Source organism: Sedimentibacter saalensis (assembly GCF_007830175.1).
In the GTDB taxonomy this organism is placed as follows: domain Bacteria; phylum Bacillota; class Clostridia; order Tissierellales; family Sedimentibacteraceae; genus Sedimentibacter; species Sedimentibacter saalensis.
Genome location: NZ_VLKH01000003.1, coordinates 401,359 through 416,496, shown reverse-complemented (window position 1 = coordinate 416,496; position 15,138 = coordinate 401,359). Strand labels below are relative to the sequence as shown.

At 36.6% G+C, this 15,138-nt stretch carries 13 protein-coding genes; 6 read left to right on the top strand and 7 right to left on the bottom strand.

The genetic code is table 11. The annotated features are described in order from the left end of the window. Positions 1-72: 72 nt before the first annotated feature. On the bottom strand, positions 73-1,185 hold the full coding sequence (locus LY60_RS07295; protein WP_145081973.1) for an SLC13 family permease: 1,113 nt from the start codon (positions 1,183-1,185) through the stop codon (positions 73-75). Positions 1,186-1,352: 167 nt separating this feature from the next. Between LY60_RS07295 and LY60_RS07290 the strand changes: the two genes are divergently transcribed. Together LY60_RS07290 and LY60_RS07285 are read left to right on the top strand one after the other, a co-directional pair. Further along, positions 1,353-2,750 carry a UDP-N-acetylmuramoyl-tripeptide--D-alanyl-D-alanine ligase gene (locus LY60_RS07290; RefSeq protein ID WP_145081971.1) on the top strand — a complete coding sequence of 466 codons (1,398 nt, stop codon included), beginning with the start codon at positions 1,353-1,355 and terminating at the stop codon, positions 2,748-2,750. After that, a complete protein-coding gene (locus LY60_RS07285; RefSeq protein ID WP_145081969.1) occupies positions 2,743-3,804 on the top strand; it encodes a D-alanine--D-alanine ligase family protein in 1,062 nt (353 codons plus the stop codon). The genes LY60_RS07290 and LY60_RS07285 overlap by 8 nt, the downstream gene beginning before the upstream one ends. Positions 3,805-3,984: 180 nt before the next feature. Here the strand turns inward: LY60_RS07285 and kce are convergent, their stop codons facing one another. Continuing rightward, complete coding sequence (gene kce / locus LY60_RS07280) at positions 3,985-4,803, bottom strand: 3-keto-5-aminohexanoate cleavage enzyme (RefSeq protein ID WP_145081967.1); 819 nt, start codon at positions 4,801-4,803, stop codon at positions 3,985-3,987. Positions 4,804-5,040: 237 nt separating this feature from the next. Between kce and glpX the strand changes: the two genes are divergently transcribed. After that, complete coding sequence (gene glpX / locus LY60_RS07275) at positions 5,041-6,018, top strand: class II fructose-bisphosphatase (protein WP_145081965.1); 978 nt, start codon at positions 5,041-5,043, stop codon at positions 6,016-6,018. A 147-nt stretch (positions 6,019-6,165) separates the two neighbouring features. On the opposite strand, the gene LY60_RS07270 is transcribed toward glpX, so the two are convergent. The 4 genes from LY60_RS07270 to LY60_RS07255 form a co-directional block, all read right to left on the bottom strand. Beyond that, positions 6,166-8,127 (bottom strand): amidohydrolase family protein, encoded by a 1,962-nt coding sequence (locus tag LY60_RS07270; protein WP_145081963.1) that lies wholly within the window; start codon positions 8,125-8,127, stop codon positions 6,166-6,168. A 197-nt stretch (positions 8,128-8,324) separates the two neighbouring features. Then, positions 8,325-9,491, bottom strand: coding sequence for a SpoIIE family protein phosphatase (locus tag LY60_RS07265; protein WP_145081961.1), 1,167 nt, complete (start codon positions 9,489-9,491; stop codon positions 8,325-8,327). Further along, positions 9,484-11,205, bottom strand: a complete 1,722-nt coding sequence (locus tag LY60_RS07260) for a [Fe-Fe] hydrogenase large subunit C-terminal domain-containing protein (protein ID WP_145081959.1) — start codon at positions 11,203-11,205, stop codon at positions 9,484-9,486. The genes LY60_RS07265 and LY60_RS07260 overlap by 8 nt, the downstream gene beginning before the upstream one ends. Beyond that, on the bottom strand, positions 11,202-11,459 hold the full coding sequence (locus tag LY60_RS07255) for a (2Fe-2S) ferredoxin domain-containing protein (protein WP_019230162.1): 258 nt from the start codon (positions 11,457-11,459) through the stop codon (positions 11,202-11,204). Before LY60_RS07255 ends, LY60_RS07260 begins: the two co-directional genes overlap by 4 nt. A gap of 244 nt (positions 11,460-11,703) precedes the next feature. Here LY60_RS07255 and rho point away from each other — a divergent pair, with 244 nt between their 5' ends. The 3 genes from rho to LY60_RS07240 all read left to right on the top strand — a co-directional run bounded on the left by rho (position 11,704) and on the right by LY60_RS07240 (position 14,121). Continuing rightward, complete coding sequence (rho, locus tag LY60_RS07250) at positions 11,704-13,182, top strand: transcription termination factor Rho (RefSeq protein WP_145081957.1); 1,479 nt, start codon at positions 11,704-11,706, stop codon at positions 13,180-13,182. Between the two features lie 123 nt (positions 13,183-13,305). Further along, positions 13,306-13,512, top strand: coding sequence for a 50S ribosomal protein L31 (gene rpmE, locus LY60_RS07245; protein WP_019230158.1), 207 nt, complete (start codon positions 13,306-13,308; stop codon positions 13,510-13,512). A gap of 369 nt (positions 13,513-13,881) precedes the next feature. After that, positions 13,882-14,121 carry a hypothetical protein gene (locus LY60_RS07240; RefSeq protein WP_145081956.1) on the top strand — a complete coding sequence of 80 codons (240 nt, stop codon included), beginning with the start codon at positions 13,882-13,884 and terminating at the stop codon, positions 14,119-14,121. A 190-nt stretch (positions 14,122-14,311) separates the two neighbouring features. On the opposite strand, the gene LY60_RS07235 is transcribed toward LY60_RS07240, so the two are convergent. Beyond that, positions 14,312-15,052: an AIR synthase related protein gene (locus tag LY60_RS07235; protein WP_145081954.1), complete on the bottom strand. Its 741-nt coding sequence runs from the start codon at positions 15,050-15,052 to the stop codon at positions 14,312-14,314. Positions 15,053-15,138: the final 86 nt, after the last annotated feature.

Below are 15,138 nucleotides of genomic sequence, written 5' to 3'. Positions count from 1 at the left end.
ATTCATGTAAGACATCATTCATCGATGCGTAGGGGCGGACCTTGTGTCCGCCCGCTTTTTATATTAATTGTATTAATTCACAAGCATTGATGAAAATATGAAGAGAATTATGAGCATCACTGCATTAATCAATGTGAATACACCTAAATATTTAAGTGGTTTTGCATTTTCAGTCTGCACATAGAGCTTGTATGAAATGAGGCTTGCCAGTGATGCAACCAGAGTCCCAAGGCCTCCTATGTTTGTTCCCACAATCAAAGATTTGAAATCAACAGTAAAGTTTGAAAGCAGTACTGCTGTTGGAACATTGCTCAATACTTGGCTGAGCATTACAGAAAACAGCATCTCACGCCCCTTTATAAGCGTGGAAAGATAATTTTTAACCGGCTCAATGTTTCCTATGTTTCCTGTAAACACAAAGAAGAAAATAAATGTTGCAAGAAGACTGTAATCAACCTTGCTGAACAGGCTCCTGTCAATTACAAGTACTGATACAAGGACAATTACAAAAACAATTTTATAATCCACAAATCTGAACACTGCTGCCAGGCTGAGTACAAACAGCAAAATAAAAGCATAAAGATTTTTTTTGCTGCTTATAGTTTCCTTGAGACTAAATTCAACATTTATCATTTCACGTTTTCCGAAAATCGAAAAAAATAGAATGAGAACAAGTCCCGCCAGGGTTACAGGAAGAGTAATCCTAAAAAAATCCAATGATTTCATGTCATAAAATGAGTACAAATAAAGGTTTTGCGGATTTCCAACAGGCGTGAGCATGCTTCCTAAGTTTGCTGCAACAGTCTGCATTGCTGTAACTGTTATGAGATGTTCTGTCTGTGCAGTGACAGTCAAAACAAGAATTGAAAATGGAACAAAAGTTATGAGGGCAACGTCATTGGTAATAAGCATGGAGCTGAAAAAACAAATGAGCACAAGGCTTAAAAAAAGTCCCCTTGTGTTTCTGGTGCCGGATGTCATTTTCTGTGCCAGAACATTGAATAACCCTATTTCCTTAAGGCCTGCCACTATTGTCATAAGACAGAAAAGTATTGCCAGCACTTTGAAGTCAATGTAGGAAATATATTTGGCTGAAGGGGGTACAAAGACTGCTGATACGGCTGCTGCAAGTAATGATATGAAGAGTACGGCTTCTTTTTTTATTATTCTTTTAAATTCATTCATAATAATCTCCCTTAAATAATCACAATGGACATTATACCACAAAAGACTTAAACAGTATCATGTATTTACAATTTTTTACCCTTGTAATAATATAGAAATTACAATATAATTAATTGATTAAAGTATAAAAGTATTACATAATTTTAATAATTAGAAGAAGGTTTGCTATGATAAAAATCAGGATAAAAGAAGCAGCAATCATTTTAAATGCACAATGCGCTGGAAACTTTAGCGGGGAAGACTTCATCGAAGGTGTTAGCATAGATTCAAGGAAAGTATCACAAAACAATTTGTTTGTTCCCATAAAGGGGATGACAGTAAACGGTCACAAATTCATAAATGATGTCATTGAAAAGGGAGCATGTGCAACTTTGTGGAACAAGGACGAGCCTAATCCGCCTGAAAATGTTGCAGTGCTGCTGGTTGAAGACACTTTAAAAGCTTTGCAGGACCTGGCTCTTTGGTACAGAAACACTCTTAAGGCCAAAATAGTAGGAGTAACAGGAAGCAATGGCAAGACTTCCACAAAAGACATCACTGCAGGAGTTTTGTCACAGAAATTCAAAACTCAAAAAACCATGGGCAATTTCAACACAGAAATAGGAGTTCCCTACACTCTTTTAAGCCTTGACGAAGACTGTGAAGCAGCAGTTATTGAAATGGGTATGGAAAGAAAGGGAGAAATAGACTTCCTGACTCGCCTTGTTCAGCCTGATATAGGAATTATAACAAGCGTGGGACTAGTTCACATAGACAATTTTCCTTCAATTGAGGAAATTGCTAAGGCAAAACTTGAAATTACAGAAGGAATAAAGGAAAACGGACTTTTCATATATTTCGGTGATGATGAGCTCATTGAAAGAACAGTAAACTCAACAAAAATAAAAGAATCCATAAGGAAGCAGACATTCGGACTTGAAGAAAAGAACACACTTTTTTTGACTGATTTTTCTGAAAGCATGGAAGGAATTAATTTCAAGGTAAATGACCACAGTCTAGGCGAGCTGCATGTTGAAATGCTTGGAAAGCACCAGGCGTTAAACTCAATGGCTGCAATACTTGCTGCCAGAGAGCTTGGCATGAATGATGAAGAAATACGCCTTGGACTTTTAAGAATTGAAAAAACAGGACTTAGAAACGAAGTTATAAAAATAAATGACTGCACTATACTCAACGACTGCTACAAATCAAATCCCGTAAGCATAAGCGCGGCACTTGATATATTTGAGCTTATAGATGCAAAAAATAAAATAACAGTGCTTGGGGATATGCTTGGCTACAGGGAAATGAGTCATGACATGCACTACAATGTTGGGAAAAATCTGGCTTCTCATAAAATTAATGAGCTTGTAACTATAGGACAGGAAGCAAAGTTCATGGCCAAGGGTGCGAGGGAAAACACAAATATAAAAAGCATTGTCGAATTTGACACAAAGGAAGAAGCAACAGATTACCTGAAGAAATATATGAGCGAAGACTGTGCAATTCTCATAAAAGGATCCAGATTTTTAAAACTCGAATATATAGTTAACACATTAAAGAATACGGAGGGGAAAAATGAATAAAACTAAACTTGCAATACTGTTTGGTGGAAAATCCGACGAATATTCAGTTTCACTGCATTCAGCAGCTGCAATAATCAAGAATGTGCCGGAAGATTTATTTGATGTAACTTTGATAGGAATTACAAAGGACGGAAAATGGCTTCACTATGAAGGTACGGCTGATAAAGTAAATGATGATACATGGCATCAGGAAAAGTTAAGTCCTGTTCTCTTGAGCATGGACAACAACTTCAAAGGACTGATAAAGCTTGATGAAGAAAAAGGTACATTTGAGAAAATAGCAATTGACTGCATATTCCCGGTTCTTCATGGAAGAAACGGCGAAGACGGAACAATACAGGGACTTTGTCAGATGACTGGAATTCCTTTTGTAGGATGCGGCATGACTGCATCTGCTGTCAGCATGGACAAGGAATTCACTCATGTAATCTGTGAAATGGCAGGAATCATGACAGCACCTTTCATGAGGGCAGTTAACTCAAATAAGCTTAATGTAAAAAAATTATATGAAGAAGCTCTTGAGAAACTTGAGCTTCCAATGTTTATCAAACCTGCAAACAACGGTTCTTCCCTTGGAATAAGCAAAGTAAGAAATTATGATGAGTTTGAAAAGGGAATAATGGAAGCCTTTGAATATGACGACAAGGTAATAATTGAAAAAATGATACAGGGATTTGAAATCGGCTGTGCTGTAGTAGGAAATGAAGAACTTATAATAGGTGAAGTTGACGAAATTGACACAAAAAATGATTTCTTCGATTATGTGGAGAAATATTCTCAGCATAATTCAAAAATCCACTGTCCTGCAAGAATAAGCGATGAGCTTAAAAAAGAAGCAAAACAAATAGCTGAAGGAACATATAGAGCTTTGGGCTGCAAGGGACTTTCAAGAGTTGACATGTTTGTTACTCCTGAAAACAAAATTTATTTAAATGAAATAAACACAATTCCCGGACTCACAGATTTAAGCCGTTATCCTTCAATGCTTAAGAAAATAGGCATTGAATACAAAGACTTGATTGTGAAGCTTGTGGAATTGGCAATGGAAAAGTAAAATTAAGAATGAAGAGTTTAAAAGAATAAAAAAATGGGCTGTTGAATTAGTGCTTAATATCGTGTCATTCTGAGGGCTTTAGCCCGAAGAATCTCATAACTTCAAAAGATGAGATCCTTCGCTATCGCTCAGGATGACATGAAAAGCTAAATGCAACAGTCCATTTAATATTTTTATAACTTATTTTACTTGTAATCCAAGGATTGCTCTTGCTTCATCAGGTGTTGCTACTTCACGGCCCATTTCTCTTGAAAGTCTTGCAACTCTTTCAACTAGCTGTGCATTTGATGTTGCAATTTCGCCTTTTTTGTAGTAAATGTTGTCTTCAAAACCTGTTCTAGCATGGCCTCCAAGCATGATTGCTGCTATGTTAAGAGGAAGCTGATATCTTCCAACTCCTGCAACTGTCCATGTGGAATCAGCAGGTATTGATTCAACCATGTATAACAAATCTCTCAATTCTCCGCCCATTGCTCCCGGAACTCCAAGAACAAAGTCAAAGTGCATAGGAGTTTTAATAAGTCCCTTTTTAGCAAAACGAAGAGCTGTGTCAACCATTCCTTTTTCAAAGCATTCAAGTTCAGGTTTTACTCCAAGTTCATTCATTCTATTAGCAAATATTTTAATGTTTTCTTCAGTGTTCATAAACACATCATCAGCAAAGTTGCAAGTACCCATGCTCAGTGTTGCCATTTCAGGACTGAGTTCAATTGGCTGCATTCTCTGCTGAGGTGTATGCCAGGTAGCTCCTCCTGTAGACGGTTGAAATATGATGTTGCATTTTGCTTCGATTTTTTCCTTTATTTCTTTGTAAACTGCATAGTCCTGCGTAGGATTGCCCTTTTCATCCCTTGCATGAACATGAACCATTGATGCACCAGCCAGGTAGCACTGGTATGCTGCTTCAGCTATTTCATCCGGTGTCAGGGGAAGATTTGGCTGTTGTTCTCTTGTTACTTCTGCTCCTGTTAAGCAAGCAGTGATAATTAATTTTTCCATTGTAACCCTCCATTTTTATAATTCTTTGCCTACCAACATTTTAACTGATTTGCATAATATAGTCAATTGATTGTTAATTATTAAATTTTCATAATAAATAATTGTATGAAAAGAATATACAAATAGTACAAATTGTAGCATTATTAGTATGATTTAAAAATTGTAAAATATAACGTGTCATACTTCACAAAATCTGTCGAATGTGTTACACTATAAAAAAACAATAGGGAGATTTATATGGATAGAGAACTTGCGCTTAATATAGTAAGGGTTACAGAAGCTGCTGCACTGGGCTGTGGAAAATACATGGGAAGAGGAAACAAGGAAATTGCCGATCAGGCTGCTGTTGACGGAATGAGAAGCATGTTTCAGGTTCTTGATATTTCAGGCACTGTTGTAATAGGTGAGGGTGAACTTGATGAAGCCCCTATGCTTTATATCGGAGAAAAAATCGGAACATGGGAAGCAGGTTCCCCTGAAATTGATATAGCAGTAGACCCTCTTGACGGAACAAAACTTGTGGCAAAGGGATTGCCCGGAGCATTGGCTGTTGTTGCTGTGGCACCTAAAGGATGCCTTCTTCATGCTCCTGATATGTACATGCATAAAATTGCAGTTGGACCTCAGGCAGCAGGACACATTGACATCACAGCTCCAATTGAAGAAAACCTGTACAATGTTGCAAAGGCACTTAACAAGGATATAACTGAAGTAACTGTAATAATGCAGGACAGGGAAAGACATGCAGATTTTATTAACAGAGCAAGGGCTGTTGGTGCAAGAATTAAGCTGTTTGGAGACGGTGACGTTGCTGCTGCCATAGCTACATGCTTTGATGATTCCGGAGTGGACATGATGATTGGAAAAGGCGGAGCTCCCGAAGGAGTAATTTCAGCTGCTGCCATCAAGTGTCTGGGAGGAGAGTTCCAGGGAATACTTGTTCCTGACAATGAAGAAGAGAGAAGAAGATGCAAGGAAATGGCAGGAGATAACTGGGACAGAGTTCTCACTATGGAGGACCTGGCAAAGGGTGATGACATTATTTTTGCAGCGACAGGAGTTTCAGACGGTGAACTATTAAAGGGAGTAAGGTACATGGCTAACAACAGGGCACAGACCTTCTCAATGGTTACCCGCTCTAAGTCAGGCACAATACGTTTCATAGACACAATTCATGTATTAGACAAAAAGCCCACATACGCATATGTGAAATAATAAAAATTGTAAAAAATCCTATGGAGAATATTTTTAACTCCATAGGATTTTTATTTGTACTATTGAATTATATTAAGCAAATTGTAGGGGAGGACTACTGTCCTCCCGCATTTTGATGACAAAGATTAATGTCTTAAATAAGCTAAATTATTTTCCTATTGAAACTGACATGCTGCTTTGATACCAGTTAATTTTATATCCAAGGGATTCTGCTGCAGCACGAAGAGGAACATATACACCATCTTTGGCATCTATTTCTATTTTGCTACTGCCATTATTTACATAATACTTATTATTAACTTCATCATATGTAAATTCTACTCCAAGGCTGACAAACAGATTTTTAGCCAGTACGTAAGTTGTTCCGTTTTCAAGAACAGGAGCACTATCAAATACCATCTTGTCACCCTGGAACACAACTGTTACATTAGAATTATCCTTAGTATATACTACTTCTCCTCCAACTACAGTAGTTAATGGAAGTATGTCTTTTATATCGCTTGATGGACATGTCATATAGTCTCTGTCAATGACAACAAAGTCTGCAAGCTTTCCTTCTTCTAAAGAGCCTTTTATTTTATCTTCAAATTGTCCATAAGCAGCCCAAATAGTAAATGAACGCAATGCTTCTTCACGTGTCATACATTCTTCAGGATACCATCCGCCAACAGGTTCTCCGTCTCTTCCTGCTCTTGTTACTGCTGCATATAATCCATGATAAGGATTAACAAGTTCAACATTTGCATCTGAACCGTTCACTATGATGTTTCCTGTATTTAAAACCTTGCGCCATGCATATGCACCTTTTATTCTCTCAGAGCCTACTCTGTCTTCAGCCATATTTTTGTCTGAAGTTGCATGTACTGATTGCATTGCAGGAATTATTCCTAAGTCAGCTATTCTTTGGATATCTTCCAGTGTAGCCACCTGGAAATGCTCGATTCTGTATCTGTGATCTTCAAGAGGATTCTCACTTAATACCTTTTCATATATATCTACAACCTGTTTGTTTGCAGCATCACCTATTGCATGAGTTGCCACCTGGAACCCATTATCTCTTGCTGCCTTGATCAATTCATAAAATTCATCGTAAGTATGTCTGCTGTTACCGAAATGCCCTGCTCTGTCTGAGTATTCTTCAAGCATCCATGCACTTCTTGCACCTAATGAACCATCAGTATAAAACTTAATGCAGTTCATAGTCAATCTGTTGTCATACAGACCTACTTCAGGGCCCTTTTCGTAATATGCTTCAGCATCCGGACCTGAATCAACCATTACATACAATCTTATTTTCAAATCTCCGGATTCATATAAGTCTTTCATTTGCTGTATATCTTCTACTCCTGAACCTGCATCCATTGATGTAGTAAGCCCATATGAGAACAATTCTTCCTGTGCCAGAAGCAAAGCTTCTTTTTTTCTTTCTTCAGTCAATGGGGGAATTTTGCTGTTAACAAATGCAGCAGCTGTATCAGTCAATATTCCTGTAGGTTCTCCGTTTGCATCCTTTAAAATTTCGCCGCCCTGTGGATTTGGAGTATCCTTTGTGATTTCGCCTAATTTCAGCGCTAATGAATTAACCCAGGTTGCATGTCCGCAAGTTCTTTTTAAAGCAACAGGGTTATTTGGTGCTACAGAATCTAAATCTTCCTTAGTGGGAAATTCAGGAATGTCCCATACTTCTTGATTCCATCCGCCGCCTGTAATCCATTCACCGTCAGGAAGTCTGTCTGCTTCAGCTTTAACAGCTGCCAATATAACATCTTTTGGCTTCCAGAATACATCAAGTTTAATTAACTTTTGTCCTTCACCCGGATAATGCATGTGTCCTTCAATCAAACCAGGAATTACTGTCTTGCCTTGTAAGTCAATAACCTGTGTTGATGGACCAACAAACTTGTCAACTTCTGTTTTGCTTCCTGTTCCAATGATATACTGTCCTTTTATGGCAATAGCCTCAACCTTTGAAAAGTTTTCATCGACAGTATAAATGTTTCCATTCATGTACACTGTGTCTGCAGTTACAACATCTGCAAATACCTGAATAGGAAATAAAGTTGTTAACATTGCAATTAACAAAATAAAGATGATTTTTTTGTTTCGCATATGGACCTCCTACATAATTTGGTTAATAAAATTATAACTTAATGATACAAGCTATTTTGTAGTATTTTGTATGTATGAAAAAAAAGAGCAAGGATGTCCTTGCTCTATAATTAATAAGTATTGAATTCTACAGATTGTAGGGGAGGACCTTGTGTACTCCCGCGGGCGGGCAGTAACCCTCCACTACAAAACTGAATTTATAAATACATCACATTAATATTTTTCCCTGCTTTTTTTAATTCTTCCATTAACCCTTCAACAATGTTTTGCTTGATGTTGTAGCCCATGGGGAAGTTTGGATTTTGATGGGCAGGGTTTACGGCTCTTCCCACATAAAAGTTAATATGTGTGCCCACATCCATCAGAAGGTTTGTCAAAATAGAGCAACCATCATATTCATTGTACTCTATAGAGTCTTCATAGCTTGCTTTGTTTAGTTTTTTAATGTTTTCAAGAGTTTTTCCAAGAGTTAAAACTCCTTCTGTAACAAGATCAAAATCATCCATGTATGCTATTGGAGGAATATCATTTTTCATTGATTCAAGATCAACCATCAGTTCCTTTTCAAGTTCTCTTTCAGCAATGAGTGCTGTTGTTCCGCCGCAAATTATTTTCATGTTATTGCTTGTCTTCATTATGTTTGCCAGATAAGTATCAAGCGTTTTGTCAGCAGGGGGACCTACAAACACATCTATAGCTTCAGTCTTTCTAACCTTTACAGTTAAAATGGTCGTATCATCACCGGGCTTGTTGTTGTAAAGATTGTTGCATACTCCTATGAAATTTCCATTGACCAGCTGAGAAGAGCGATTTACATTATTCAGCTCCTTCAGGTATCCGTTTACTTCATTCCATGACCAGCCCAGATTTAGCATCTGACCTATGCCGGCATGAATTGCTCCATCACTTACAACACAGATGGTATCTCCCATGTTAAGCTGAAAGTTGGACTCATAAATCTTTTTGTCTCCAATCATTCGCTCCTTTTTTTCAACAGGAATAATTCTTTTGCCTGAATAATAAAAATAGGGAGGATTGTCATATTCTGCAATGTATACATTGTTGTGCTTATCAATTTTAATTATGGTAAATGTTGAATAAGCAAGCTTTCTCACCTTGCACTCAGGCAGCGTGTTTATGATGGTTTCAATGGTGTCATCTATTGAAGCTCCGTTTTTCAGCATGGTAACTGCAATTTTAGTCGTCATGGTTGCAAGGATGTTTGCTTTTACGCCGCTTCCAAGGCCATCAGACATTACAATGATATATCCGTCGTCATCAGAAACATATTCCACCTTGTCGCCGCAAAGTTCTTCGCTGTGCTTGTTTATACTTTTATAATTAATATCTATAAAATTATCCATTGTTTTCACTTTCCTCTAGGACGACTTTTTTAAGCTTGAGAAGAGCAGCCTTTGTTTCGGCTGTTGTTTCACCTAGAAGCCCTGCGATTTCCTGCGCAACTCTCATTTGTTTTTCAATTACTCTGTCAGCCGTTTCCAATGTATTCAGCTTAAAGTTTATTATTTGTTCCTTTTTCATTTCATCATCAGTGATGTCGTTTAAAATTCCAAACAATATTTTATTTTTGGGCAGATATATGATGCGTTCGAAGACTATTATGCCGTACTTATCCAAAGTGAGCTTCCTTCCAACCGTATTTTCTTCAGTTGTAAGAACTTCCTTGAAATCATCAACCGGCATAAGAGTTGAAAGATTTTTGTTCCTCACAGAGTTTATTTTTGTGTTGAATGCTTTTTCTCCCACAGGATTCAAATCAAGTATGTTCAGGTCTGTGTCAACAATAACTATGATGCTTGGAGAATACTGAAAATATATGTTTGATATTTTTTCAGCTTCGCTTCGCATGTACGGCATGCACATCTGAGGGTGAGAAAGGCCTTCCAGAACCGAGATTGCCTTGTCTCTGCATGTGTCATAACCGCATGCGCCGCAGTTTAATTCGTCTGATTTTGAGTGCTTGCCTGTTTTTTTAAGAACATCTAATATTTCTTCTTCTGAATAAACAGGATGTACATATTGCTTGTTTCTGAAATTTCTCACATAGTCCAAATCTTTTTCTTCATCTGTGTAATTTTTAATATTTATATTTTTGAAAGGTCGTATTTCAGTCCTTGTCTTAGTCTTCCTTACAAACACATTCTTGCTTTTCTTAGGGACAGCAGGCCCCCCGAGACATCCTCCAATGCAGCTGTTTGCTTCTATAAGCACATTATTAAGGTCGCCGTTTTCCAAAGCTTCAAATGCCCCTCTTAAATTATCAATTCCTGATACTGAAAGTGGAGTGAACTTGTTTGAAGTGATGGTGTCTTTCATACCAGACAATATGCCGTTTTCAAGAGGATATTTTTTGCCTGTATAGTTGCCTTGAAGATCAGGCAGACTTTCTTCAAATTTTGATATGTCAATGTTTCTTGTTTCAAGCAACTTGTCCAGTTCTTCAAATGAAATTACTCCATCAATGATTCCGGATATCTGATACCCATAGGCTTCACATTTTTTTGATATGCATGGTCCAAGAAAAACAATGTAGGCATCTTCGCCGTGACGCTTTCTTATCATTTTGCAGTGGGCAATCATAGGAGAATCTATTGGCAACATGTATTTAATCAAGTCAGGGTAATAAGTCTGAATCATCATATTTACAGAAGGACAGCAGGTTGTTATGAGGCTGCTTGAATCTGTGCTTTCAATATATTTCTTGTATAGTTCAGTAACCTTGACTGCACCGATTGCTGTTTCTTCAACAAGAGAAGCACCCAGGTACTTAAGCACAGAAATAAGCTTGTACGGCTCTTCGTAAACCCCAAGATATGACGGTGCAATAGTTACTATGATTTTCTTTCCTTGCTTGAACGCTTCAGAAACATTGTCAAGATCGCTATGAATGTTTCTTGCATTTTGAGGACATACCTGGAAACAGCTGCCGCAGGCAATACATTTTTCTTCCACAATTTGAGCCTGGTCGTCAATCATTTTTATTGCCTTCACAGAACAATTTCTCACACATTTGTAACAATTTTTGCAATTAGTAGGATAAAAATCTAGTATTCTCATAATAACTCCTCACATAGACTGTCCATAACATGTTTATCAAAAAAAGTTTCAGCATTTTCAGGTGCAACTGAATAGATTTTATCATTCAGGCACACAGAAACAGCTTCTGTGCAATGGCCCAGGCAAAAAGCACCCTTTATTTCCACTTTGTCAGAAACATTGCGGCTGTCCACGCATTTTTTGAAAATATCTATTACTTCTGTTGAACCCTTCAAATGGCAGGCGCTGCCTACGCAAATCTTTAATTCAGTCATTTTATCCCTCTGTAATATTGTATTTATCTTTATATATTCATTATATATTTATAAAAATTAAAGTCAATGATTGGTTAATAAATTAACAAATAGTAAATTATAATCCAGTTAACGAAAGGAAAGGAATTGCAACAAGATTATCCTTGACTATTATTTAATTAAATGTTATCATTGTACCACTTACCGAACACTTACCTTAATTTTCCTATGAATTGACAAAAACTAAATAAGTATGGAGGTTTTTATGGAGAAAAACCAATTGGCAGCCTTGAAGCTTACTGAGCTTAAGGAACTTGCTAAATCTTTGGGGATGCATGATTCCTATAAGTATAAAAAGGAAGAATTGTTAATTAAACTTAACAACTATTATGATAATTTGAATGAAACAGATAACAATGCTCAGGTATTTGTTAGCGAAAATATAGAAGATAAAGATGATGAAGGAAAATCAAGTGTAAAATTTGTTGAAAAAGCAAAAAGTTTGGAAGTGTTTGAAGCTGAAGAAGAATCAAACAAGAAAAATTCAATGCCTGATAAAATAGTCGAAGAAATTGAATCCAGCGGAGAAGGTGCAGTAAAGGTTGAAGGAATACTTGAAACACACCCTGACGGCTATGGTTTCTTAAGAACAAATAACTATCTTACCAGCGATGAAGATGTATACATATCCCCTTCTCAAATCAGAAGATTTCATATGAAGACAGGAGACAAAATTACCGGAATAACAAGGCCTCCTAAGCAAGGCGAAAAATTCAAAGCCTTATTGTACGTGAAACAAGTCAATGATGAAAATCCTGAATTGGCAAGAAACAGAAAAGATTTTGATTCTCTCACCCCTATTTATCCCAATGAAAGAATAAAACTTGAAAAATCTCACAAAGAAATTGCAATGAGATTGATAGATTTGATTGCTCCCATAGGTAAAGGGCAAAGAGGGATGATTGTTGCTCCTCCTAAGGCAGGAAAAACAACAATTTTGAAAAACCTGGCTAACAGCATAGCTGAAAACTATCCTGAAATAGAAATTATTATGCTTCTTATAGATGAACGTCCTGAAGAAGTTACAGACATGAAGCGTTCCGTAAAGGGAGACGTTGTTTATTCAACATTTGATGAGCTTCCAAAAAACCACATAAAGGTTGCTGAGATGGTTCTTGAAAGAGCAAAGAGGCTTGTGGAACACGGTAAGGATGTTGTAATTCTTTTGGACAGCATAACAAGACTTGCAAGGGCATACAACCTGACAATCACTCCCACAGGAAGAACATTGTCCGGAGGTCTTGATCCTGGAGCACTGTATGGTCCTAAAAGATTTTTCGGAGCTGCAAGAAACATCGAGTTCGGAGGCAGCCTGACAATATTGGCAAGTGCGTTGATTGAAACAGGAAGCCGTATGGACGACATGATATTTGAAGAGTTCAAGGGAACAGGCAACATGGAAATCCATCTTGACAGAAAACTTTCAGAAAAGAGAGTCTTCCCTGCCATAGACATAAACAAGTCAGGAACAAGAAGAGAAGAACTGTTGCTGAATGCAGAAGAAATGCAGACAATATGGCAGCTTAGAAAAGCAATGAGCAATTTCTCAGTTGCAGATGTAACTGAAAGAATAATCGACGGGCTTATAAAAACCAAGACAAATGCTGATTTTATCAAGCAGGCTTCAGCACAGCTGCTTAATATCGATAAAATGAAAGATGATCTTGACGACAGAAACTTTTAAACAAAAAGTAATAATTATATAAAGCAAAAAAATATTGTATTATATAAAATGGTATGATATAATACTCAAGGTAAATTGAGATATTATTTAATTAATATATAGAGCGAGAAAGAGGTGAACGGGATGAAACAAGGTATACATCCAGATTATAAAACTGTTACTGTACACTGCGCATGTGGAAATACATTTGAAACTGGTTCAGTATTAGACGAAATCAAAGTTGAAATTTGTTCAGAATGTCATCCATTCTTTACTGGTAAACAAAAGTTTATCGATAAAGGCGGAAGAGTTGACAGATTTAAGAAAAAATACAACTTGGACAACAAATAAGAACATTGACTTTTGGGCAAATCCTAAACATACGTTATGGATTTGCCTTTTAGTTTGCTTTGATTTCGGCTTCGCCAAAATATTACAGTAACTACTTATAAATCAACAGAAGGCGAATTTAGTATTGAATATCTAAAAGGTTGTGGGTATTCTGTGTCATTTGTTACCGGGACTACATATTATGCACGAACTACAATAGATGATTTTAGATACTCGTATAGTTAGTATTAAGATTAATAGTATAAGTAAAATTAATGGGCATAAAAAAATTTATGCCCATTAAATATATAAAAAGTGTCTTTAAATACTTCTGCCTGTGCTATAATATCCATATAGCATTTATTAAAAAATTATATTGGGGTGAATATTGTGGGAAAAGAAAAAATATATGTTTATAGAATTGTTGCCGGAATTGTTTTATGGTTTTCTAATAATGAAATTACATGGGAAATAGTGAATTATTTCGCTAATATGAATAATAGTCTTAATGTGGAAATGATAGTTTTTTTTAGAACTATATTTATTTTAATATCATTAGCAGGGTTAATCATCACATTACTTAGCGCCATTTTATTGCTTAAGTGGACACTGTCAAGAAAAAAGGCTTAGGGGCCTTTGCATGAAGAGTAAGTTTAGATTTATTAGTTTTGCGCTAAAGCGCAGGATTGCGCTGTTTTTTTCTAAAAAACTGAAGAACCTCATTTAATCAAAAAATGAGATCCTTCACTATTCCTAGAATGACTGGAATAGATTTTTCAGGTGCTATTATCTGATACTACTAATAAAATATTGCAAACACTTAACAAAACCACCCGATTAGTTCAGAAGGTTTCTTGGTGAGTTTTCTTACTGCCTCAATATCTTTTTCATCCAATGTAACCAGGCAGCAGCAGGATGGACCTCCTGATTGTTTCAAATCTATTGAAATATCATCCTTGAATTTAAAAATTAATCCGTTGTAGCTGCAAAGTTCTTCTAGTTCTGCTCCTGTTCCTCTTGAACCAACAGGAAGCATTTCCTTAATCATATGGGACAAATACAATTCTTCAAAATCATCTATGTCCAGAATTTTGTCCGGATTGTTAACCACATCATTTCCCACAAGCGGAAGACCGATGAGCATGCACACATCATTTTTAACTGTTTTTTTGTACTTAAGTTTGTCTTTGTCGCAAACTCCTATGCACGTAACCCCCATGGAAGTCTGGACAGTAGGTATATTTTCCTCAGTGCTTCCTGTAAGGTGAACCTTTGAAGTTTTAAGCTTTGACAAAACTTCATTAAAACCTTCTATGAGTTGTTTGCCAGTATCGTCCATTTCAACAGCCAGACCGTCGGCCATTATCATAGGAGCAAATCCCATGCTCATAAGCTCAGCAAGAACAACCTTTCCTGTATGATAAGCAGTAAGCTGCGGAGGTGCCTTTACAAAATCATGTTCCTTTAATCCAATTCCTCCGCATGAATCACAGGAAATGCCAAGGTATCTTTTTTCATCAAAATCTATTACAGTTAAATCTCGTATTTGTTTTATATTCATGTTTAACTCCTTAAAGAATAATGTTAATTTTACCACAAAATGCATTATATTTCAAAATTTTTAAACAGAGATTAAGTTGAATATTA